Source organism: Peptoniphilus rachelemmaiella, from assembly GCF_943169845.1.
Taxonomy (GTDB): Bacteria; Bacillota; Clostridia; order Tissierellales; family Peptoniphilaceae; genus Aedoeadaptatus; species Aedoeadaptatus rachelemmaiella.
Genome location: NZ_CALPBW010000024.1, coordinates 1 through 22,559, shown reverse-complemented (window position 1 = coordinate 22,559; position 22,559 = coordinate 1). Strand labels below are relative to the sequence as shown.

Sequence of the window (22,559 nt, the reverse complement as noted above, 5' to 3'; positions counted from 1 at the left end):
CGGAGCCGAAGCGTTTGTTTAATACGAGGGTGATTGCCGCCGTAAGGGTGGTCTTGCCGTGGTCGACGTGGCCGATGGTGCCGACGTTGACGTGGGGTTTGGTTCTTTCAAATTTTCCTTTTGCCATTGTATATCCTCCTTTAATTTGGATTTGACTTATTTATTTTTGCCGTTGAGTACTTCTTCGGACACGTTCTTGGGAACTTGTTCATAGTGATCGAATTGCATGGAGTAGTTGGCGCGACCTTGGGTGTTGGAACGCAAGCTGGTTGCGTAGCCGAACATTTCAGCCAAGGGGACGTAGCAGGTGACGATTTGGGCACCGGCTACCAGTTCCATCCCTTCCATTCGGCCACGGCGGGAGTTAATGTCGCCGATAACATCGCCCATGTATTCTTCGGGGGTTACGATTTCTACTTTCATGACCGGTTCGAGGAGCACGGGGTTTGCCTTGGATAAGGCGTCGCGCAGTGCCATGGAGCCGGCAATCTTAAATGCCATTTCCGAAGAGTCGACATCGTGGAAGGAGCCGTCGTAGAGGCTGACTTTGACGTCGAGGACTTCGTAACCGCCGAGAACACCGTTTTGCATGGCTTCTTCGATCCCTTGTTGGGTCGGCCCGATAAATTCCTTGGGAATGGCGCCACCGACGATGTTGTTTTCGAATTCAAAGCCTTTGCCCGGTTCGAGGGGTTCGACTTTGATCTTGGCGTGGCCGTATTGACCGCGACCACCGGATTGACGTACGAATTTGCCTTCGCCTTCGGCGGATCCGAGGATGCCTTCGCGATAGGATACTTTCGGGTTACCGATGTTTGCTTCGACTTTAAATTCGCGGAGCAAGCGGTCGACGATAATATCCAAGTGCAATTCGCCCATGCCGGCGATAATGGTTTGACCGGTTTCTTCGTCGGTGTAGGTTCTGAAGGTGGGGTCTTCTTCGGCGAGCTTTTGCAGACCGATGGACATTTTGTCTTGAGACGCCTTGGTCTTCGGTTCGATGGCGACGGAGATAACGGGTTCCGGGAATTCCATGTTTTCCAAAATGATGAGGTCATCTTCGGCACAGAGGGTGTCCCCGGTGGATGTGTCTTTTAAACCGACGGCAGCGGCGATTTCGCCGGCGTAGATTTCTTCGACTTCTTCACGCTTGTTGGCGTGCATTAAAAGGATACGACCGACGCGTTCTCTCTTGCCCTTACTGGAGTTGTAGACGTAGCTACCGGCCTTTAAGGTACCGGAGTAGACGCGGAAGTAGGAAAGTTTCCCTACGTAGGGGTCGGTAACGATCTTAAATGCCAATGCGGAGAAGGGTTCTTCGTCGCTTGCGTGACGATCTTCTTCTTCGTCCGTATCGGGATCCACGCCGACGATGGCGGGGATGTCTACCGGCGAGGGCAGGTAGTCGATGATGGCATCGAGCAGGAGTTGTACCCCTTTGTTTTTGTAAGAGGAACCGCAGGTAACGGGGGTCATGGCCACGTCTAAGGTTCCCTTACGGATGGCGCGTTTAATGTCTTCTTGGGTGACTTCTTCGCCTTCCAAGTAGGCCATCATTAAGTCTTCGTCGAATTCGGAGACTTTTTCGATCATGTTTTCGCGCCATTCTTCGGCTTGTGCCTTGTATTCTTCCGGCACTTCCGTGATTTCGATTTCGGTACCCATGTCATCTTTGTAGATTTCAGCTTCCATGGTGACCAAGTCGATCATGCCGATGAAGCTTTCTTCGGCGCCCATGGGAATTTGAATCGGAACGGGATTACCGTGTAATTTGTCTTCGATGGTTTTTACCGAGCGGAAGAAGTCGGCACCGGTAACGTCCATTTTGTTGATGTGCGCGATTCGGGGGACGTGGTAACGGTCAGCTTGACGCCATACGGTTTCCGATTGCGGTTCTACCCCGCTCTTCGCATCGAAGAGGGAAACGGCACCGTCAAGGACGCGCAGGGAACGTTCAACTTCTACGGTGAAGTCAACGTGGCCCGGTGTGTCGATGATGTTCAGGCGATAGCCTTTCCAGTGCGCGGTGGTAGCAGCCGAGGTGATCGTGATCCCACGTTCTTGCTCTTGCTCCATCCAGTCCATTTGGGCGCCACCGTCGTGGGTTTCCCCGATCTTGTGGATCCGACCGGTGTAATACAAAATCCGTTCGGTCGTCGTCGTTTTACCGGCGTCGATGTGCGCCATAATTCCGATATTGCGTACTTTATTAAGCGGCACTTCTCTAGCCACGTAATTTCCCCTTTCTTACCATCTGAAATGAGCAAAAGCTTTGTTGGCTTCTGCCGCACGATGCATTTCGTCCTTACGCTTCACTGCGCCGCCCAGGTCGTTGGATGCATCCAAGATTTCTTTGGATAAGCGTTCGACCATGGTTTTTTCGCCGCGCTCTCTGGCGTAGCGAACGATCCAGCGAAGACCCAAGGTTTGACGTCTTTCGGGACGTACTTCCAAGGGGACTTGATAGTTGGCACCACCGATACGGCGTGCTTTGACTTCCAAAACCGGCATGGCGTTGTTTAACGCTTTGTAGAATACTTCTAAGGGTTCTTCACCGGTTGCTTCTTTTACGGCTTCCAATGCGCCGTAGACGATTCGTTGGGCTGTGCCGCGCTTGCCGTCTAACATGACGTTGTTGATTAATTTTGTAATGACAACGTCGCCGTAAACGGGATCGGGCATGACCTCTCTTTTAGGAATATGTCCTTTTCTTGGCATTCTCTTCCCTCCTTAACTATGTGGTTGAGAAAAATCAACGGTACTCGACTGATGTCGTGTGCCAAGAGCATCTATTGAAAAGATTGTGCTCTTTGATTAGTTACTTTTCGGTTTCTTTGCACCATATTTGGAACGCGCTTGTCTTCTTCCGTCGACGCCTGCCGTATCCAAGGTTCCCCGAACGACGTGGTAACGCACACCGGGAAGGTCCTTAACACGACCGCCACGAACTAAGACGACACTGTGTTCTTGCAAGTTATGGCCAATTCCGGGAATGTATGCCATGACTTCGTAGCCGTTGGAAAGACGAACACGGGCAACTTTACGGAGCGCGGAGTTCGGTTTCTTCGGCGTTACAGTACGAACCGCGACGCAAACGCCTCTTTTTTGAGGGGAGTTGACGACGGTTTGTTCTTTTTGTAAGGAATCGTAGTTGAATCCTAAAGCCGGCGATTTCGACTTCGTTTCGGATCTTTTTCTACCCTTCTTTACAAGTTGGTTAATTGTAGGCACTTAGTGCACCTCCTTTAATAATTGGGATTTTCTTACAGCACAAATCGATTTTCAATCATGAAAAACTACCCGTTGAGCGGGTAGTTTCTGATGCGGTCGATTTACACTCTGGTAGTGTACCATCTTTTCGTTCAGTTTTCAAGCATTTTGCGGGATTTATCCCTTCTTACGCCCGGATTTCTTTTAAAAAACCCGGCTCCGTCGCATAAAGGCGTTGAGCCACCCAAGCGATGGGCACGGCCTTCACTAAATCGAAGGGCACAAAGGCGATCATGGTTTTAAAAGCGGCGGCGAAACTTTCGCTGTTGGCGTACAAGCTAATCAAGCCGGAGAAATTAATCAGCAAGGCCCCGAAGAGGACAAAGACCAAAAGGAACGTAAGGTAACCGTGGCTTTTTACTTTTTCCAAAGCCAGGCCTATAAGGAAAGGTGAAAGCAAGTAGCCGATAAAGTAGGAACCGGTGATGCCGAAAAAGACGGCGACGCCGCTGCGACCGCCGGGCAGAACCGGAAGACCGATGGCGATGCAGAGCAAGAAGACGAAGACGGTTAAGGTGCCGTTTTTCTTTCCCAGGACGGCCCCGGCCAGGGCGCAAACCATATTTTGCAGCACGACGGGCACGCCGACGGGGGTGGGAATCACCAACAGGCCGCTTAAAATAATCACGGCGAGATACAGGGCCATGGTTGTCAGTTGTTTTGTTTTCACGTTTAAACCTCCATTTACAATACTATTGTAAATTATGCAGCTTTACGTTTCTCTTGTCAATAGAAAAAACTCCGCCGAAGCGGAGTTTCTTTTCTCTATCAGGCCTTCATGCCTTCCAGCAGATCTAATTCTTCTTTTCGCTTGTCTTCTTCTTCCCAGTAGACCGTGCCGTTTTGGCGGACGCCGGTCCCTGCGGGAATCAATTGACCGATGATGATGTTTTCTTTTAAGCCTTTCAGGTAATCTTGTTTTCCTTCGATGGCTGCATCGGTTAAGACGCGGGTGGTTTCCTGGAAGGATGCGGCGGAAAGGAAAGAATCCGTGGCCAAGGATGCCTTGGTGATCCCCAACAAGGTGGGAATGGCCGTGGCTTCTTTGAGGCCTTCCGCCTTCGCTTTTTCATTGGCGTGTTCGAATTCCTTCTTGCTCACCATGCTGCCGGGGAGCAGGCTCGTGTCGCCGGCTTCGTCGACGCGCACTTTGGACATCATTTGTTTGACGATGACTTCAATGTGCTTGTCGTCGATGTCTACCCCTTGGAGACGGTAGACCCGTTGAACTTCTTTGACGATGTATTCCTGTACGCCCATGACGCCCTTGACGCGAAGAAGGTCTTGAGGATAGACGGACCCTTGGGTGAGTTCGTCGCCTATTTCGACACGGTCGCCGGGTTTTACCTTGACGCGAGCGCCGTATACCACCGTATAGGCTTCGGAATTGCCGTCGTCGTCTGTAATGACGATTTCACGTTTTTTCGCCGTTTCACGAATGTCCACCGTCCCGCTGATTTCAGCAATAATGGCGAGACCTTTGGGCTTACGCACTTCGAAAAGTTCTTCGACACGGGGCAAACCTTGGGTAATATCCGCTGCCGCTGCAACACCGCCTGTGTGGAAGGTACGCATGGTCAGCTGGGTACCGGGCTCGCCGATGGATTGGGCGGCGATGACACCGACGGCTTCGCCGATACCGACCGGGCGACCCGTTGCCATGTTTTCGCCGTAACACTTGGCGCAGACGCCGTCTTCGGAGTGGCAGCCCAAGACGGAACGAATCTTCACTTCTTCGATGCCTGCGGCGACAATGGCATCGGCTTCATTGGATCCGATCATTTCGCCGCCCTTGGCCAGAAGTTCGCCGGTTTCGGGATGGAAAATATCTTCGTATGCCGTACGACCTTCGATACGATCGTGTAATTCTTCGATCATTTCGCGGCCGTCTTTAAAGGACTTGGCCACGATGTAGCTGTCGGTGCCGCAGTCTTCTTCCGTAACCGTCACTTGTTGCGAAACATCGACCAAACGACGGGTCAGGTAGCCGGAGTCGGCGGTACGCAGTGCCGTATCGGCCAAGCCTTTCCGCGAACCGTGAGTGGACATGAAGAATTCCAATACATCCAGGCCTTCGCGGAAGTTTGAGGTAATGGGGACTTCGATGGTGCGCCCCGAAGGCGAAGCCATGAGCCCGCGCATGCCGGCCAATTGACGAATTTGGTTCTTGGAACCACGAGCCCCGGAATCGGCAAAGATGAAGATATTGTTCAATTCGCCGAAGCCTTCCATAACTTTGTCCGTTAAGTGATCCGTGGCTTCGTTCCAAATATCGATAACGTGTTCATAGCGCTCTTCGTCGCTGATGAGCCCTTTTCTGTAGGCTTTTTCGTATTTTTCCACGTCTAAATCCGCTTGATGGAGAATTTCCGGTTTTTCCTTGGGAATTTCAACGTCGCCCATGGAAATGGACATGGCACCTACAGTGGAGTAGTGGTAGCCCAAGCTCTTCACTTCGTCGAGGAAGGCCGCCGTTTCCAGATTGTCGTGGAGTTTGTAGCAGCGATCGATGATTTTTCCTAAGAGCTTTTTGTCGATGACGCGGTCGATTTCAAGGCCGTAAGGATCTTTTTCACGGTCCACAAAACCCAAGTCTTGGGGAATGGCCCGATTGATCAAGAAGCGACCCACGGTGCTTTCCACAATTTTGCCGCGCTTGTCGTCTGCGTCTTTAAAGCGGCGGACCTTCACGTGGGAGTGGAGGTGCACCCAACCGCAGGCGTAGGCGTGCATCATTTCTTTTTCGTCGACAAAGGTCATGCCGTCGCCCTTGACGTGGCCTTTTCTATCTAAGGTCAGGTAGTACATCCCGAGAACCATGTCTTGGGACGGGGTGGTAATGGGCTTGCCGTCTTTCAGCGCCAAAATGTTGTTGGTGGAGAGCATTAAGAGGCGAGCTTCCGCCTGTGCTTCCGCCGAGAGGGGCAAGTGAACCGCCATTTGGTCCCCGTCGAAGTCGGCGTTGTAGGCCGTACAGGCGAGGGGGTGCAGCTTAATGGCTTTGCCTTCCACCAAGACCGGTTCGAAGGCTTGAATCCCTAAACGGTGCAGGGTAGGCGCGCGGTTTAAGAGCACCGGATGGTCTTTTATAACCTCTTCCAGTACATCCCATACTTCAGGGCGCACCCTTTCCACCATGCGCTTCGCGCTTTTGATGTTGTGAGCCAGTTCCCTGTCGACCAATTCCCGCATAACGAAGGGCTTAAAGAGCTCAAGCGCCATGTTCTTCGGCAGACCGCATTGATAGAATTTCAAAGACGGGCCGACGACGATAACGGAACGACCGGAGTAGTCGACACGCTTACCCAGCAGGTTTTGACGGAAACGCCCTTGCTTACCCTTGAGCATTTCGGAAAGGCTCTTTAAGGGGCGGTTGCCGGCGCCGGTGACGGGGCGGCCGCGGCGGCCGTTGTCGATTAAGGCGTCGACGGATTCTTGAAGCATCCGCTTTTCGTTCCTGACGATAATTTCCGGTGCGCCGATGTCCATGAGTTTTCTCAGACGATTGTTCCGGTTAATGACTCGGCGATACAAATCGTTTAAGTCACTGGTGGCGAAGCGGCCGCCGTCTAATTGCACCATGGGGCGCAGCTCCGGCGGAATGACGGGGATGCAATCGAGGATCATCCACTCGCATTTGTTGCCCGAGTTTCTGAAGGCTTCGATGACTTCCAAACGGCGGGTAATGCGCACCCGCTTTTGGCCCGTGGCATCGTCCAGCTGATCCCTTAAATCCTTGGAGATCGCGTCTAAATCCGTCTTGCGTAAAAGGTCGCGAATGGCTTCCGCACCCATTTTCGCTTCGAATTTGTCGCCGTATTCCCGCTTAAACTCGCGGTATTCCGTTTCGGAGAGGAGTTGTTTTTCGTATAAATCCGGCACCCCTTCGTCGACGCGGGTGACGATGTAGGATGCGAAGTAAAGGACTTTTTCCAGCGCCCGGGGGCTAATGTCCATGACAAGGCCCATGCGGGAGGGAATGCCCTTAAAATACCAAATGTGGGAGACCGGCGCAGCCAATTCGATGTGGCCCATGCGCTCTCTGCGCACCTTGGATTTGGTGACTTCCACGCCGCATTTTTCGCAGACTACGCCTTTGTAGCGCAGGCGCTTGTATTTTCCGCAGGAACACTCCCAGTCTTTCGTGGGCCCGAAGATCTTTTCGCAGAAGAGACCTTCTTTTTCAGGCTTCAGTGTTCTGTAGTTAATGGTTTCCGGCTTTTTGACTTCCCCGTAAGACCATGATCTGATTTTTTCCGAGGATGCTAAGCCGATTTTGATGGAATGAAATAATTCGTTTCTGCTCAAGGAGCAAGACTCCTTTCTTTAGAGTACCTTCAACTGCCGAAGAGACTTATTCCTCTTCTTCGTCTTGTGTAAAACCTGTCGGAATCGCATCGCCGGAAATTCTGCGAATGCCTGCCAAGGCATCCACGGTGGATTTTCCTTCGATGAGCTCCCCTGCATCTTCTCCGTCTATTTTTCCGTCCATGGAATCCAAGTGATTGAGATCGTCGTCATCGGTACTCAGATCCACTTCGTTTTCGTTTTCGTCCAGTACTTGTATTTCAAGAGCCAGTGCTTCCAACTCTTTAATAAGAACCTTAAAGGATTCGGGAATCCCCGGTTGAGGAATATTTTCGCCCTTGACGATGGCTTCGTAGGTCTTGACCCGGCCGACGATGTCGTCGGATTTTACCGTGAGCATTTCCTGCAAGGTGTGGCTTGCCCCATAGGCTTCCAGTGCCCACACTTCCATTTCCCCGAAACGTTGACCGCCGAATTGCGCCCGACCGCCCAAAGGTTGTTGCGTAACCAGGGAGTAGGGGCCGGTGGAGCGGGAGTGAATCTTTTCATCGACCAAGTGGTGAAGTTTGAGCATGTACATATAGCCTACTGTGACCGGGTGATCGAAGTCTTCCCCGGTGCGGCCGTCTCTGAGTTGCACCTTGCCGTCGGCGGAGTAGCCGGCTTTTTCCAAGGTATCAAAAATATCCTGTTCGTTGGCGCCGTCGAATACGGGGGTGGCCACGTGCCAGCCCAGTTTCTTGGCGGCGAGGCCCAAGTGGACTTCCAATACTTGCCCCAAGTTCATCCGAGAGGGAACGCCCAGGGGATTCAATACGATTTGAATGGGGCGTCCGTCGGGCATGTAAGGCATATCTTCCTTGGGAAGGACGCGGGAGATAACCCCCTTGTTTCCGTGGCGACCACACATTTTATCGCCCACTTGAATCTTCCGCTTCGTGGCGATAAAAACGCGGACCATTTCGTTGACGCCCGGTTGCAGCTCGTCGCCGTCGGCGCGGTTGAAGACCTTCACGTCGACGACGATGCCCGCTTCCCCGTGGGGCAGGCGCAGGGAGGTATCCCGCACTTCACGGGCCTTTTCGCCGAAAATGGCGCGCAAAAGGCGCTCTTCTGCGGAAAGTTCCGTTTCGCCCTTCGGCGTTACCTTGCCGACGAGAATGTCGCCGGGGTTCACTTCCGCGCCGACGCGAATAATTCCACGCTCATCTAAGTCCTTGAGCATGTCGTCGCTGACATTGGAAATGTCGCGGGTGATTTCTTCCGGCCCTAATTTCGTGTCGCGGGCTTCGGCTTCGTATTCTTCAATGTGCAGAGAGGTTAAGACGTCGTCGATGACCAGCTCTTCATTAATGAGCATGGCGTCTTCGTAGTTGTAACCTTCCCAGTTCATAAAGGCGATTAAGATGTTTTTGCCCAAGGCCATTTCCCCTAAATCCGTGGAGGGGCCGTCGGCGATGACTTCGCCGCGTTTTACCTTTTGGCCTTCGTTTACGATGGGCCGTTGGTTAATGGTGGTGCCTTGGTTGGCCTTTTCGAATTTGTGGAGGCGGAAGGTAATGTCTTCCTTGCCCCCTTCCGGCGTGAGGACGATTTGGTTGCTGGATACCTTCTTAATGGTGCCGTCTTCCGTGGCGATGACGCAGACGCCGGAGTCGCGGGCAGCTTTGTATTCGATCCCCGTGGCGACAATGGGCGCTTCCGTTTTCAACAACGGTACGGCTTGACGCTGCATGTTCGAGCCCATGAGGGCGCGGTTGGCGTCGTCGTTTTCCAAGAAGGGAATCATGCTGGTGCCGACGGCGACGATTTGCTGCGGAGACACGTCCATGTAGCTGATGTCTTCTCGCTTGTAGACGTCGACGAGGCCGTCGATGCCTCGGGCGATAACCCGGTCGTTAATGAAGTGGCCGTTTTCGTCGACTTTTTCGTCGGCTTGGGCGATGATGTTTTCATCTTCCACGTCGGCGGTAATGTATTCGATTTCGTTCGTAACCAGGCCTTCGCCTTTGACTACCTTTCTGTAAGGCGCTTCAATGAAGCCGTATTCGTTAATACGGGCAAAGGTGGTAAGGGATGTAATCAAACCGATGTTGGGACCTTCCGGCGTCTCAATGGGGCACATACGTCCGTAGTGGGAGTTGTGCACGTCGCGGACTTCCATGCCGGCCCGGTCTCTTGACAGACCGCCGGGCCCCAAGGCGGAGAGACGACGCTTGTGGGTCAGCTCCGAAAGGGGGTTGTTTTGGTCCATAAATTGCGACAATTGAGAGGAACCGAAGAATTCTTTAATGGCCGCCGTCACCGGGCGGATATTGATTAAGGATTGAGGCGTGGCCGCATCGGGATCTTGAACGGCCATGCGTTCGCGAATCACGCGTTCCATGCGGGTTAAGCCGATTCTGAATTGGTTTTGCAGAAGCTCGCCCACGGAGCGAATCCGACGATTGCCCAAGTGGTCGATATCGTCGGTTTTGCCGATGCCGTAGAACAGATTGAATTCATAGTTTACGGCCGCCAAAATATCGTCTACCAAAATGTGCTTCGGAGACAATTCCTTATAATGAAGTTTAATCCGCGTAATGAGCTCTTCCCCTTCGTATGCTTCGAAGAGTTCTTTCAGGCGGGGCAGATAGATTTTTTCTCTGAAGCCCAGGGCTTTAAAGTCGATGTCCGTATCCAAGGCGGCGGGATCGACGAAATTGTTTCCGAGAAGGACAATCTTCATCTTTTCACCCAGGGCATTGGGATCGTCGACGAGAATTTCCACTCGGTTAATCCCCGCATTTTCAATGGCGATGGCTTCCTCGCGGCTCACCCTTTCGCCGGCGGTACCCATGACTTCGCCGGTTTCCCCGTCGATGACATCTTCCGCCAAAATTTGATTTTGCAGCCGTTCCCGAAGGGCCAGCTTCTTGTTGAATTTGTAGCGGCCCACTTTCGCCATGTCGTAGCGACGGGCATCGAAAAACATATTTTCAAAGAGAGATTGGGCACTTTCCACCGTAGGCGGTTCGCCGGGGCGGAGCTTTTTGTAAATCTCCAGAAGGGCTTCCTGTTTGTTGCTGGTTTGGTCCTTTTCAAAGACCTTCAAGAGCTCTTCCGTCTCACCCATAAGGTTTGTGATTTCCAAATTGCTTTCCACGCCGATGGCCCGAAGTAAGATCGTAATGGGGATCTTCCGCGTGCGATCGATACGCACATTGACCACGCCTTGGGCGTCGGTTTCAAATTCCAGCCAAGCACCGCGATTGGGAATCAAGGTGGAGGAGAATAATTGCTTGCCCGTCTTGTCGAATTCCACTTTATAGTAAGCCCCGGGGGAGCGAACCAATTGGCTGACCACGACACGTTCCGCCCCGTTAATGACGAAGGTGCCGGTGGCGCTCATTAAAGGCAAGTCGCCCATAAAGACTTCTTGTTCCTTGACTTCCCCGGTTTCCGTGTTGATCAGTCGAACCTTCACTTTTAAAGGTGCCGAATAATTGGTGTCCTTTTCCTTTGCTTCCTCGAAATCGTACTTTTTCTCATCGGATACATAGTAGTCGACAAATTCCAGTATTAAATTTCCCGCAAAGTCTTCGATGGGCGAAATATCCCGAAACACTTCTTTGAGACCTTCATCGATGAGCCACTTAAACGAATCCGTTTGGACGCCCAATAGATTCGGTATCTCCAACACATCATCGATTCTGGAATAACTCATTCTCTCCCGTTTGCCATATTGAACAGGATGTACCATTAAATTCCTCACCCCTTACAGTTCCTTCGAAAAACAAAAAATGTATGTGTAAGAATCTCTTCAAATTGAATCGTCAATAACTTACATATACATCATCTTTCGTAGCTGCGACCGTCTTTTCCATACATTTTTAGATTATTATGCAATTTATTATATTAACACGAGGCGCTTTAAATGGCAAGAGATTATTTCTTTTTTCCCACTAAAACTTTTCCGTCCACGGGAACGTAGCGGCTTCTTGCCACGAAGACGCGCCGAAGTTCTTTTCCACCCATGGAATAGACGGCGTAGGTGTTGTAAATCGATCCGTTCACTTGCTTTTGAATCATTTTCACCTCACCCGGTGCCAGGTCCGAAGTGTAGCTGATATCGTTGGCTGCCGGAAGGTCCCGCACCTTTTCAGGCACCAAGTCGATGGCGAAGGGCTTTTCTTTCGCGGGCCCGTAAATGGTGCAAAGCAGGGTGCCGCCCTTGGCCTTGGTTTCGATGTAGACGGGCTTGGTAAAGGGGTTGGCGAAGATAAAATCTTTGTAGCCGTCGCTTACGGCGCAATCCAGCCCCTCTTTTGCGTAGGGCACGGCCTTGGAGTGATTGAATTTCGTGATGACATTAAGCCCCGAGCGGGCCACGGCATTGTACATGGTGGTGGACACTTGGCAAACGCCGCCGCCAATGCCCTCGGTTTCCACGCCGTTTGACACGGTCTTGCCCTTGACGAAGCCGTGAGCCTCGGTAATGCCGCCGATGGTGGCGAGGAAAGAAAGTTTTTCCCCCGGCGCCAAGACGATGCGGCGGAAGTACCGGGCGCCGTTTTCCACATTGATCGTGCGGCTTTTGTCTGCGGGGTCATAGGTGGTGACGGCTTCGGCTAATTTCCCATCGATTCCCGCCAGCGCCTGTGCCTCGATGTCCGGAGCCACGGTTTTCGTACGGATCTCTACAGGCTTATCGATGCCGTGCGATAAATCCACAATAGCCCGGGCCGTATCCGGCACTTCCCCTTGATTGCCGGGGCGTATGACGACCTTCTCCCCTTCCGTTGCCACGGTGGCGGGCTTGGCCATGTCGTAGAGGACGCCGTTTAAGCTAGCGAGGCTCCGATTTAAGGTGGCCTCATCCACGACAAGGGGCGTATGCACCGGTTCTTTCTTCAATGCCTGTGCCATGCGGGAGAAGAAGTGGCGATTTTTGCTTTCTTTCAACGCATCTTTCGCCACCTGTTTTTCGTTCATGGAGAGCCCCAGTTGCTGCGAGGTCATGGTGGCGGATTTCTCCTTGTGGGTTAAGACCACGTCGGCGGAGAGAAAATCTTCCTTGTATTTGTTTATCTTTTTCTCCGCACCCTTCACCGTTAAAAAGCCCAGAGACTTGCCGCAATAATTGGTTCCGGGACTGATGATGCCGAAGGTGGGCAAAAGGCCGAGAAAAATAAAATAGATTAAAAGGGCGCCAACCGCCGTGGCGGCCATGCGTCGTCGCTTCATGCGTTTAAGTTGGCGTCGCTTTTTTCGGCGGAAGTGCAAATACTTTTGTTCCATTAAGCAGATACTCCTTGCACGTAATGGCAGAGATCTTTCAGGTCGCATTCGTCGCAAAGGGGGCGCTGAGCCTTGCAGATGCGGCGGCCTAAAAAGATCAAGAGATGATGGCCCTTGCTCCAACAATCCTTCGGCCAAATGGCCATGAGTTGTTTTTCCGTGCCGTCGACATTTTTGCTTTCGGCGAGCCCCAGACGATTGGACACGCGAAAGACGTGGGTGTCCACGGCAATGGCGGGAATGCCCAGCACATTGGAAGCCACCACATTGGCGGTCTTTCGCCCGACACCGGGGAGGGTCATTAAGTCGTCGATGGTGGGAGGAATTTCGCTGCCCCAGCTTTCGATAATGATGCGGGAGGCGGCGAGAATATTCTTCGCCTTGTTCCGATAAACGCCGCAACTTTTGATGATGGTTTCCAGCTCTTCCTGAGACAAGGTCACCATTTTCTCCGGCGTATTGTGTTCTTGAAAGAGCACCTTGGTGACTTTATTCACCCGCACATCCGTACATTGGGCCGAAAGAATGGTGGCGATTAAAAGTTCGTAGGGCGTGGTGTAATCCAACTCCGCACGGGCGTCGGGAAACATTTTTTCCAAACGGTCGTACACTTGCAGTGCTTCTTTTTTTGTTAAACGCATTCTACTTCTTCCTCTCATTAAAATAGCGGCGAATGTAGGCGGCATTTTTTACCCACTGTTTTTTCCCTCGCCAGGATCCGCTGAGCCGACCGTAGCGTTTCTTAAAGGAACGGTTCGACTCCGCTTCCAATCCGTCGAGGCAAACAGCCTCGATGGGATCGGTGATTTCATAGACCGCCTCGATCCCCTTGTTCTTCGGGCAAACCATTTGGCACACATCGCAGCCGTAAAGCCAATCGGCCATGACCGCCCGCTCCCCTTCCGTGAGCTCGCCTCGTTTTTGGGTGATCCATGAGCGGCAGCGACCGGGATGCAAAATGCCCGTCATTTCGATGGCGCCTCCCGGGCAGGCGTCCACGCAGGCGCGGCAATCGCCGCAACTGCCAAGGGGCGTGCGAATTTCACCGCCTTCAATGGTTGTGAGCAACAGGCCGATGGCCACATAGCTTCCCAGGCGGTGGTGAATAAAGCTTCCGTTTCTTCCGATAAAGCCCTTGCCGGTGAGAAGGGCAAAGCCCCGCTCGTACAAAGGCCCGGTGTCCACCTGGCGGTAGTATTCTACCTCCGGATAGTTTTTCTCCAAATAGGCTTCCAAACGGGCCATTTTTTCATTTAAAATCACGTGGTAATCCGTGTCTCTTGAAAAACTCGCCAGCCTGCCGTAGCCTTTCATCGACTCCGGCTCCTGCTCTGCGAAAGGCACTTGTTCGAAGGCGACAAAAACGGATTTCGCCGAAGGGAGGCTTCCCGCGGGATCCAGGCGGGCATCGATATCTTCATGTTCAATGGGCAGCATCTCCCCCGCCGCTTTTCGCTTCATCAAAACAGAAGCCATGGCGTCTAATCGCGAGGCCGGCACCAGGGCTAAATCGTGAAATCCCAATTGCGCTTTGATTCGGTCTACTTCCATCCCAAGTCCTTTCCATTGTTGTATAATAATAGTATCACACTCTGACAAAGGAGATACTATGTTTCACCGAAAGCTTTTTGAAAAAGTCAAACCCTTTTTTATACGCGTCAGTCCCGGAAAATGGGATGTGGACCGCAGCTTAATCCTCATCGTCGCCGCCATTACCCTCATGGGCTTTGTGGCCCTCGCATCGGCCACCCTCTCTTACGGCAATCGCCCCTTTTTAATGAAGCAGGGCATCGCTACCCTTTTGGGCGTGGTCATCGCCGCCGGGCTCATGCTCCTGGATTACCGCATTTGGCGCACCTACTACCCCCTTCTCTACGGCCTCAGCGTCATTCTCTTGGCGGCTACCCTTCTCTTCGGCCACGGAGACACGACCTGGGGATCGAAAAGCTGGCTCGCCATCGGCCCCATTAATTTTCAACCGGCGGAATTCGTCAAGATCTTTCTCGTTATTTCCTTTGCCTTTTACTTAGAAAAGCACGGCGATAAAATCAACGAACCCAAGGAGCTTCTCAAGGCTTTGGCCTTTGCGGGCTTTCCCGTGGGCCTCATTATGCTTCAGCCGGACTTCGGCACGGCCATGGTCTTTTTATTTTTCATCGCCGTCATGTTGTTTTTCTCCGATTTGGATTGGAAATATATTTTCGGCGCCATGGGGGCGGGCTTTCTGTCATTGCCTATCTTATACGCCCGACTGGACGATTACCAGAAAGACCGTATTCTGAATTTTTTAAAGCCGGATGCCAACACTTCCGGCAGCGGCTATCAAGCCTACGAGGGCCGGGTGGCCATCGGCGACGGTCGCCTCTTCGGCCGCGGCCTCTTCCGGGGACCCCAAACTCAATTTAATTTCATCCCCACGAAGGAGACGGACTTTATTTTCCCCGTCCTCGTGGAGGAATTGGGCTTTCTCGGCGGCGCCCTCTTGCTCGCCCTCTACGCCCTTTTGTTTTATCGCCTACTGTCCTTGACCAAACTCGCCAAAGACAAAGGCGGCCGACTCATGGTCTTCGGCTTTTTAAGCGTTCTCTTCATTCACATCTGGGAAAATATGGGCATGACCTTGGGGCTCATGCCCGTTACCGGCATTCCCCTGCCCTTTGTTAGCTACGGCGGCACCTTTCAAATGGTGAACCTGGCCATGATCGGCCTTTGCTTAAGCGTACGCTACCACCGCTACGGCACCCACGGCGTGATTCACCTGCCGTCGTTTATGACCGCCATTGGCGATCGCATCGACGCTTTTCGCGATCGCCAATGGGAAGCGGAGCGCTTAAAGCGCTGGCGCTGATAAAACCGCACCACATCTTTTCGTTGCGACCAAAAGGGCTTATGGTATAATAACCCTGCTAAGGGGCCCTAGAAGGATGAAAAAAGGCTTCGGAGGGCTTTTATACAGAAAATCATCATCGAAGTTTGTTAAAACGTGGAAATGGCGGCCCGTTTCAGGTATAATATATTGTTGAGTAAACAAAGGAGGACACCAATGAACACCATTAAATTAAATTTAGAAAAACGTGAAGACTTAGGCTCCGCCGGCGCAAAGAAGGTCCGCGCCCAAGGCCTGGTTCCCGGCATCTTCTATGCGAAGGACGCTGAACCCGTTGCCGTCGCTGCAAAAGCCAATGAACTGCAAAAAGTTGTCGATGTAGCCGGTACTTCCGCTTTGGTCGATGTCAATGTTAACGGAGAAGATCACAAGATTCTCTTTAAGGAAATCCAACAACACCCCTACAAAAACCAATTGCTCCACTTCGATGCCTATGGCGTTAACTTGAAGGAAAAAATCAAGCTGTCCATTCCCGTCGTCTTGGAAGGACGCGACGACATTCGCGTACAACCCTCGGTCTTGTTGCAACTTCTCGAAGAAGTAGAAGTCGAATGTCTGCCGACCAACCTGCCTTCCGAAGGTGTGGCCAATGTCGCTGATATGCAAATAGGCGATACCTTAACCGTTGCCGACTTAGACGTAGCATCCATCGAAGACATCGAAGTCTTAACTGATTTGGAAGAAGCTGTCTGCGCACTGCAAGAACCTCGCGAAGAATCCGTTGAAGAAGAAGCAGAAGGCGCCGCCGATGCAGCTGATGTACCTACCGTAGGCGAAACTGAATCGGAAAAAGAAGCCGAAGAAGAATAAATTGGGCCGCTCAGGCGGTTCGTGAAAAGATAAGATCGGATAGCCGGTCTTATTTTTTTGTGCCTTTTTTCTGAAGCCATGAAAAAAGCGCCGACATCATCGGCGCAAGTCGTATTGTCTTTCTATTGAATTTGCGGAGTGTCCTTTTCAAAGTCCCATTTGTCTTTGGGATCGGCAAAGCGAACAAAGATCGAGAGAAGGGCGAACAGAGCCAGAAGCCCTTGATACCAGAGGAAGGGAATGATTTCCACCGGCGAGACCGCTGCCGCACCTAATTCCTTGGTGAGTCCGGCGGCAATAAGAATTTGTGCGCCGTAGGGAATGACCCCTTGCATGACGCAGGAGAAAGCATCGAGCAGGGAGGCCGAGCGTCTCGGATCCACCTTGAAGTCTTTCGAGATTTCTTTCGCCACGGGCCCGTCGATAATAATGGCCACCGTGTTGTTGGCCGTGGCGGCGTCGGTCACAAGGGTCAAGAGGGCGATGGAAATTTCCGCCGACTTCACGTCTTTGGCGAAGCTTCGAATCTTTTGAACCAGCCACTCAATGCCGCCGTTTTGCGAAACCATGTAAGACAGGCCGCCGGTTAACATGGACAGAAGGAAGATTTCGAACATGCCGCTGAAGCCGTCGAAAATATTTTGGGCGAAGGTCATCATGGTGAGGCCGCCGGTGGCGATGCCGATGACGCCGGAAAGCACGATGCCGCTTGCGAGAACCAAAAAGACATTCATGCCGGCCAATGCCGAAATCAAAACAAAGAGATAGGGAATAATCAAGACGAAGCTATAATTTAAATCGTCGAGGACCACTTGACCTGTGGGCTTTCCTACAAAGAGGAAGATGACGAAGGTAATAATTGCCGCGGGAAGGGCAATTTTTATGTTCGCCCGGAACTTGTCTTTCATGTCCACATTTTGCGTCCTGGTGGCGGCAATGGTGGTGTCGGAAATAACGGAGAGGTTATCGCCGAACATGGCGCCGCCGACCAACGCGCCGAGAACCAGGGCCAACGACAGATTCCCCTTTTGAGCGACGCCGACGGCAATGGGGCCTACGGCAGAAATTGTGCCGACGGAAGTTCCCGTGGAGAGGGAAATAAAACAGCTGATAAGAAAAATCCCGGCGGTAATGTATTGAACGGGAATCATGGACAGGGCGAAGTTGACCACGGAGTCCACGCCTCCGGAGGTTTTGGATACGGTGGCGAAGGCGCCGGCCAATATGTAGATCAAACACATAATGATAATGTTCTCATCGCCGCAGCCCCGCACAAAGGCATTAAATTTGTCGTCGACGGAGCCTTTAAACATGACAAAGGCGAGCACAATGGCCGGCAAGATGCACACCGGTGCCGCCACTTGATAAAAGGCCATTTCCACGCCCCTGGCATTTAAAATCATGCCGGTGGCCAAATAGACCAGTACGAAAAGAATAAAGGGCAAGAGCGCCGCCCCGTTGGCTTTTACTTTTAATTTGCCGTCTTCCATCATGTCCTCCTCATATGCTTCTGAATGAAAATATCATTGCGGATCCTACCCATTTTTCGAGAATGAAGGGTATATCGTATAAATTATTATAGTATCTCCGCCTGCATTTGTAAAGATTGACAGCGCACCGTCCGAGTGCAATAAAAAACCCCGCTCCGAAGAGCAGGGTTAAAATCAGTCGTAAAGCAGATGAGATACCCGCTTATACAAGGCCAGGGTCACCGCCGACACGATCAGCCCCTTCACCAGATTAAAGGGCACGATGCAATAAACCATCATATCCCACAGGGAGTTGACCCGCGGCGTGACGGCACGGCCCATGTTAATAATGGCTTCCATGGGCATAATCTTGCCGTAGAGAGGAAAAACCACGAAGTAATTGCTCAAGGTGGCCACGGCGGTCATGCCGATGACGCCGATTAAAAGGCCGACGACGGCGCCGCGGTAGGTTCTGCGCGCACAGTAAAATTTCGACGAGAGCCCGACAAACAGTGCGCCGACGATAAAATTCGACAACTCGCCGACGCCGCCGGTGGTGGTGCCGCGAACGAAAAAGGTGAGGATGCACTTCACCAGTTCAATGGTGATGCCCGCCACGGGACCCATGGCGAAGCCGCCGATTAAGGCCGGCATATCGGACAGGTCGATTTTTATAAAAGGCGGTGCAATAAAGGCCAAGGGCACTTCGATGTACATAAGTAAAAAGGCGATAACGGATAAGAGGGACAGACGCGTTAAATTTCTCGTGGAGTAGCGCGCCTTCGTCCGCTGGATTTGATTCATGGTTCCTCCTTGTGGGGCACAAAAAAAGCCCGCATCCCCGGGCACATAAACATGAAAAAAAAGATCTTCTTTCATCCGGACTGTCACCGTCGGTATTGGAATTGCACCAATTCAGTCTTTCGACACGTGGACTTTACCACCGATGAGGAATTTCACCTCGCCCTGAAGATTGATTTGTTTGATATATTTTTATTATACCACCTTTTCAAATAAATGAAAGGGGTTTTCAGAATTTCGGGACACAAAAAAAAGCCCCGAAGGGCTTTTTTCTCCTTAACGAACCGTGCTTATTTGCCGACGATCATTTCGGAAAGACGTAAGGGTTCGATGTATTCGTCCCCTTTGAAGACGCGCATGTTGCCACCGGAGACTTCGTCGATTAATACGACTTCTTCGCTGCCTTCTAAGCGGCCGAATTCCAATTTGATATCGTACATTTCGAGACCACGAGCCTTTAAGTCGTCGTAGATCACTTGAGAAATGGAGCGGGTAAGCTCTTTAATGCGGTCGTATTCCCCTTCTTTTAAAATGCCCAACAGTACCAGCGCATCTTCGTTGATGAGGGGGTCTTGGCGTGCATCGTCTTTTAAGGTGAATTCCACGTAGCGATTTAAAACGTCGCCGTCTTTGGCATATTTGCCGTAGCGACGAATAAAGCTACCCGTAGCCTTAAAGCGGCAGATCACTTCCAAGCCCTTGCCGAATACTTTGGCAGGCTTAATTTCCATGAGACGATTGTCTACATCGGCGGAAATGTAGTGTGTGGGGATTTTATCTGCTTCGAATTTTTCAAAAAAGTATTTGCTCATGGCAATGCATGCGCGGCCGGAACCTTCGATGGAAAGGCCTACTTGGTTTTCACCGGGATCGAAGACGCCGTCTTTGCCCGTCACGTCGTCTTTGAAGTAGAAATAGGTCTTGCCGTTTTCTTGTCGAATGTCTTTCGTCTTTCCTTCGTAAATGGTTTTCAAAATAGCCTCCTGTCATACAAGCAAATCGTACAACTTATTTTACAACAAATGGCCGCGGGAAAACAGATCCTTAGGCAAATTTTCCTCGGATTTTCACGAAAATTTTTCCGCAAAAAAAGCGCCCGTAGGCGCTTCAATTAAATGGCGTGTTTATTTGAGTTGTAAACAATAACAGGCATGCCTTCAAAGGCATTTTCGTAAAAGGTCGGCGCCTTGGAGGACGGTGTGTTGACACAGCCGTGGCTGCCTCCGCCTAAATAAATTCTGCCGCCGTAGCTGCCCCGCCAATTGGAATCGTGAATGCCGCAGCCCGTCCAGTTAAAGGGCATCCAGTACTTGACGTAGCTCTTCCATGTATCCCCGGTAAGGTAGCGGTTGCGTTCTTTCGACCAAATTTCGTGGGTACCGGTGGGCGTGCCGTTGCCGGCGTAGGGATTGCCTGTAACTACCGGCGAATCGATGACGAGATTGCCGTCTTTATAAAGCCACATATGTTGACGGGCAATGTCGATTTCGATGTAGCTGTTGCCGATGTCGTTGACATTTCGACTCACGGCTTTTCTCTTATACACCGGCTCCATGCTTTGAACTTTTTTGTCATTCAACGCCGTCATGAGCTGTTCGCGGGTCTTGGGCTGATCGATTTGCCAGCCGTAAATTCCACCCTGAATGCGCATCATGGCACCGCCGGTGGCTTGAAAATCTCGCGTCCCTTTAAAGGTGTCGTATTTTTTACCCAGCTCCGCCACATAGGCTTTTACCTTTTCTTCATCCGGCTCCAAACTGCCGTCTTCGGCGGATTTGTAAAGATTAATTAAGTTTTGTCCCGCCAACACTTCTTCCCTGTCGGAGAAAGTGTAGGTCAATTTGTATCCTTCGATGGTATTTAAACTGGCCACGTGTTTTTTCATGTGGTCGAGGTCTTCCGCCGGCACGGGCTTCAGGTAGAGATCCGCCTTCTTCGCGTCTAATTTTTTGTCCTGTTTGTGCATGGACTTTAATACCGCCGCTTTGAGTTTCAGCCCGTCTAAGCGGGTGCCTTCTTTGGCATCGGCGATAGTGTAGCCCTTGCCTTCCTCGTAAGCGATGGTCTGCGGCGTGGGATCGGTGATGTCTTTATCCGCCACCATGTGCATGTATGCCAATGCATTTTCCAGCTTCGCATCGTCGTAGGTAATGGTGGTGTTTACCTTATAATCCTTTTTCATAAAGGCGTAAACGGGCCATGCCCAGGGGCTGTACTCTTTCATTTTAAAATCGGGCATGGTTTCTTTGTAATCGATGGCCGATGCTTTAATGGTGTCGGCCTTGTCGTCTTTGCCTACCACGGTTAAGGCATAGTCTTTCCAAGAGGCTTTAAAATTTTCCCTCAAGTCCGCCCGCGGTTGAAGGGATATGTCGGCGCCGTTAACCGATGTATTAGGCATATAGACTTGTGTAAAGGCCAGGGCACCGATTAGATAGACGACGGCCAAGATGCCGAGAATAATGGCCGCGATTTTTCCGATTCTATTACTCAAGATCCTTCTCCTTTTCTTTTAGTCGCTCTAATAGTGTATCATAAATTTTTCACGGTTCAAGGTGATTTTTCTCTTTCTCTTCGCGAAAATGTGGTGTAATCTAACTATAGGAACCTTTCTGGAAAATGAGGAGAATATTATGGATAAAACGCCCCGAACCATTCAATCACTTGCCCGGGCCTTTGCTATTTTAGATTGCTTCGATGCCGTGCATCCGAAGTTAAGCTTGTCGGAAATTTCTAAATTAGTTAAATTAAATGTGAATACTACCCGCGGCCTGGTCAATACTTTGGTTCATTTTCAATACTTAAGTCGCGACGAAGCGGAAAATGACTACCACTTGGGCCTGGCCTTTGTGCCCAAGGCCAATCTCGTGGAGGATCAATACTTATTCCACGTGAAAAATAAAATCCGGCCCATGCTTCGCGTTTGGGCCAATGCCTTTGAGTTAAGCGCGCGATTAAATATGGTGGAAGACGGCCAGCTCTTAACGGTATTTACGGAGGTGCCGGACACCACCCGCTACTTGATCCTCACCCGTTCCCGCACGCCCTTTCCCCTTCACGCCACGGCATCCGGGAAGGCCTACCTGGCCAGCTTGCCGGAGTCGGTGGTGGACAAATACATTAAGGACACGCGCCTGGTGGCCTACACGGAGAAGACCATTACGAAAGATTCCGTATTGAAACACGAAATGCAGTCCACGCGGAAGCGGGGTTACGCCCTGGAAATCGGCGAAATCAACGACGGTCTGGGCTCCATCGCCGTTCCCCTTTTCGACAAACGAGGGGAATGCATCGGCACCATTTCCCTGTCCGGCGCCAACGAAGAAATTATAGAGAATGAACTGCAGGCTTTCGCTTCGGTGCAGGCTTTTCTCGACGAATTAAATCCTTTGTGGTAGCAATAAACATCCCCCGGCGTAGCCGGGGGTTTTCCTTTTTCGGCCCAAAGGGCCTGCATTACTAGCTGCGCCTGAAGGGCGTCGGTGGTCTGCCCGTGCTAACGTTACTCGGCTACCCCTTAAAGGGGTTCGTCGTGTCAAAGGTTAGTTGCTCACTTATTTGATCCTCTTTCAACTGGTTTTGTATATACTCTTGAATCTTTTTAGCGTTTTTTCCCGCTGTATCGACGTAATAGCCTCGGCACCAAAACTGCCTTCCCCTATATTTAAATTTCATGTCTCCCCATCGTTCATAGATCATGATACTGCTCTTACCTTTTAGAAAGCCCATGAATG

Annotated in this window: 18 protein-coding genes and 1 riboswitch; of the genes, 3 read left to right on the top strand and 15 right to left on the bottom strand. The window is 51.4% G+C overall.

The genetic code is table 11. The features are described from left to right. The 10 genes from KO087_RS08590 to KO087_RS08545 form a co-directional block, all read right to left on the bottom strand. Window positions 1-127 (bottom strand): GTP-binding protein (locus KO087_RS08590; protein ID WP_251374999.1); only part of this gene is annotated, 127 nt, incomplete at its 3' end. A gap of 29 nt (window positions 128-156) precedes the next feature. Continuing rightward, window positions 157-2,232, bottom strand: coding sequence for an elongation factor G (fusA, locus tag KO087_RS08585; protein ID WP_215508851.1), 2,076 nt, complete (start codon window positions 2,230-2,232; stop codon window positions 157-159). A 15-nt stretch (window positions 2,233-2,247) separates the two neighbouring features. Further along, on the bottom strand, window positions 2,248-2,718 hold the full coding sequence (gene rpsG, locus KO087_RS08580) for a 30S ribosomal protein S7 (RefSeq protein WP_215508850.1): 471 nt from the start codon (window positions 2,716-2,718) through the stop codon (window positions 2,248-2,250). A gap of 96 nt (window positions 2,719-2,814) precedes the next feature. Next, complete coding sequence (gene rpsL / locus KO087_RS08575) at window positions 2,815-3,231, bottom strand: 30S ribosomal protein S12 (RefSeq protein ID WP_108831901.1); 417 nt, start codon at window positions 3,229-3,231, stop codon at window positions 2,815-2,817. A 166-nt stretch (window positions 3,232-3,397) separates the two neighbouring features. Next, window positions 3,398-3,940, bottom strand: a complete 543-nt coding sequence (locus KO087_RS08570) for a biotin transporter BioY (protein ID WP_215508849.1) — start codon at window positions 3,938-3,940, stop codon at window positions 3,398-3,400. Between the two features lie 98 nt (window positions 3,941-4,038). Further along, window positions 4,039-7,578, bottom strand: coding sequence for a DNA-directed RNA polymerase subunit beta' (gene rpoC / locus KO087_RS08565; protein ID WP_215508848.1), 3,540 nt, complete (start codon window positions 7,576-7,578; stop codon window positions 4,039-4,041). Window positions 7,579-7,624: 46 nt separating this feature from the next. Continuing rightward, window positions 7,625-11,320 carry a DNA-directed RNA polymerase subunit beta gene (rpoB, locus tag KO087_RS08560; protein WP_215508847.1) on the bottom strand — a complete coding sequence of 1,232 codons (3,696 nt, stop codon included), beginning with the start codon at window positions 11,318-11,320 and terminating at the stop codon, window positions 7,625-7,627. A gap of 185 nt (window positions 11,321-11,505) precedes the next feature. Beyond that, the gene (locus KO087_RS08555) at window positions 11,506-12,804 is read right to left on the bottom strand and encodes a VanW family protein (protein WP_215508846.1); all 1,299 of its coding nucleotides are present in this window, start codon (window positions 12,802-12,804) and stop codon (window positions 11,506-11,508) included. A gap of 53 nt (window positions 12,805-12,857) precedes the next feature. Further along, entirely contained in the window at window positions 12,858-13,499 is a 642-nt protein-coding gene (gene nth, locus KO087_RS08550) for an endonuclease III (protein ID WP_215508845.1), read from the bottom strand. Between the two features lies 1 nt (window position 13,500). Further along, on the bottom strand, window positions 13,501-14,409 hold the full coding sequence (locus KO087_RS08545; protein WP_215508844.1) for an epoxyqueuosine reductase: 909 nt from the start codon (window positions 14,407-14,409) through the stop codon (window positions 13,501-13,503). A 58-nt stretch (window positions 14,410-14,467) separates the two neighbouring features. Between KO087_RS08545 and rodA the strand changes: the two genes are divergently transcribed. Together rodA and KO087_RS08535 are read left to right on the top strand one after the other, a co-directional pair. Then, window positions 14,468-15,706, top strand: coding sequence for a rod shape-determining protein RodA (rodA, locus tag KO087_RS08540; RefSeq protein WP_215508843.1), 1,239 nt, complete (start codon window positions 14,468-14,470; stop codon window positions 15,704-15,706). A gap of 195 nt (window positions 15,707-15,901) precedes the next feature. Next, entirely contained in the window at window positions 15,902-16,555 is a 654-nt protein-coding gene (locus KO087_RS08535; RefSeq protein ID WP_215508842.1) for a 50S ribosomal protein L25, read from the top strand. A gap of 122 nt (window positions 16,556-16,677) precedes the next feature. On the opposite strand, the gene KO087_RS08530 is transcribed toward KO087_RS08535, so the two are convergent. From KO087_RS08530 to KO087_RS08515, 4 genes are all read right to left on the bottom strand, one after another. After that, the gene (locus KO087_RS08530) at window positions 16,678-18,045 is read right to left on the bottom strand and encodes a Na+/H+ antiporter NhaC family protein (protein ID WP_215508841.1); all 1,368 of its coding nucleotides are present in this window, start codon (window positions 18,043-18,045) and stop codon (window positions 16,678-16,680) included. Between the two features lie 174 nt (window positions 18,046-18,219). Next, on the bottom strand, window positions 18,220-18,828 hold the full coding sequence (locus tag KO087_RS08525) for an ECF transporter S component (RefSeq protein WP_215508840.1): 609 nt from the start codon (window positions 18,826-18,828) through the stop codon (window positions 18,220-18,222). Between the two features lie 59 nt (window positions 18,829-18,887). Further along, window positions 18,888-19,002: riboswitch (FMN riboswitch) on the bottom strand. 113 nt (window positions 19,003-19,115) lie between these two features. Continuing rightward, window positions 19,116-19,799, bottom strand: a complete 684-nt coding sequence (locus KO087_RS08520; protein WP_215508839.1) for a phosphoribosylaminoimidazolesuccinocarboxamide synthase — start codon at window positions 19,797-19,799, stop codon at window positions 19,116-19,118. Window positions 19,800-19,936: 137 nt separating this feature from the next. Continuing rightward, window positions 19,937-21,319, bottom strand: a complete 1,383-nt coding sequence (locus KO087_RS08515) for a L,D-transpeptidase family protein (protein WP_215508838.1) — start codon at window positions 21,317-21,319, stop codon at window positions 19,937-19,939. 139 nt (window positions 21,320-21,458) lie between these two features. Here KO087_RS08515 and KO087_RS08510 point away from each other — a divergent pair, with 139 nt between their 5' ends. Beyond that, on the top strand, window positions 21,459-22,223 hold the full coding sequence (locus tag KO087_RS08510) for an IclR family transcriptional regulator (protein WP_215508837.1): 765 nt from the start codon (window positions 21,459-21,461) through the stop codon (window positions 22,221-22,223). A gap of 112 nt (window positions 22,224-22,335) precedes the next feature. Here the strand turns inward: KO087_RS08510 and KO087_RS08505 are convergent. Continuing rightward, a partial coding sequence (locus KO087_RS08505) for a transposase (RefSeq protein ID WP_215508624.1) occupies window positions 22,336-22,559 on the bottom strand: 224 nt, incomplete at its 5' end.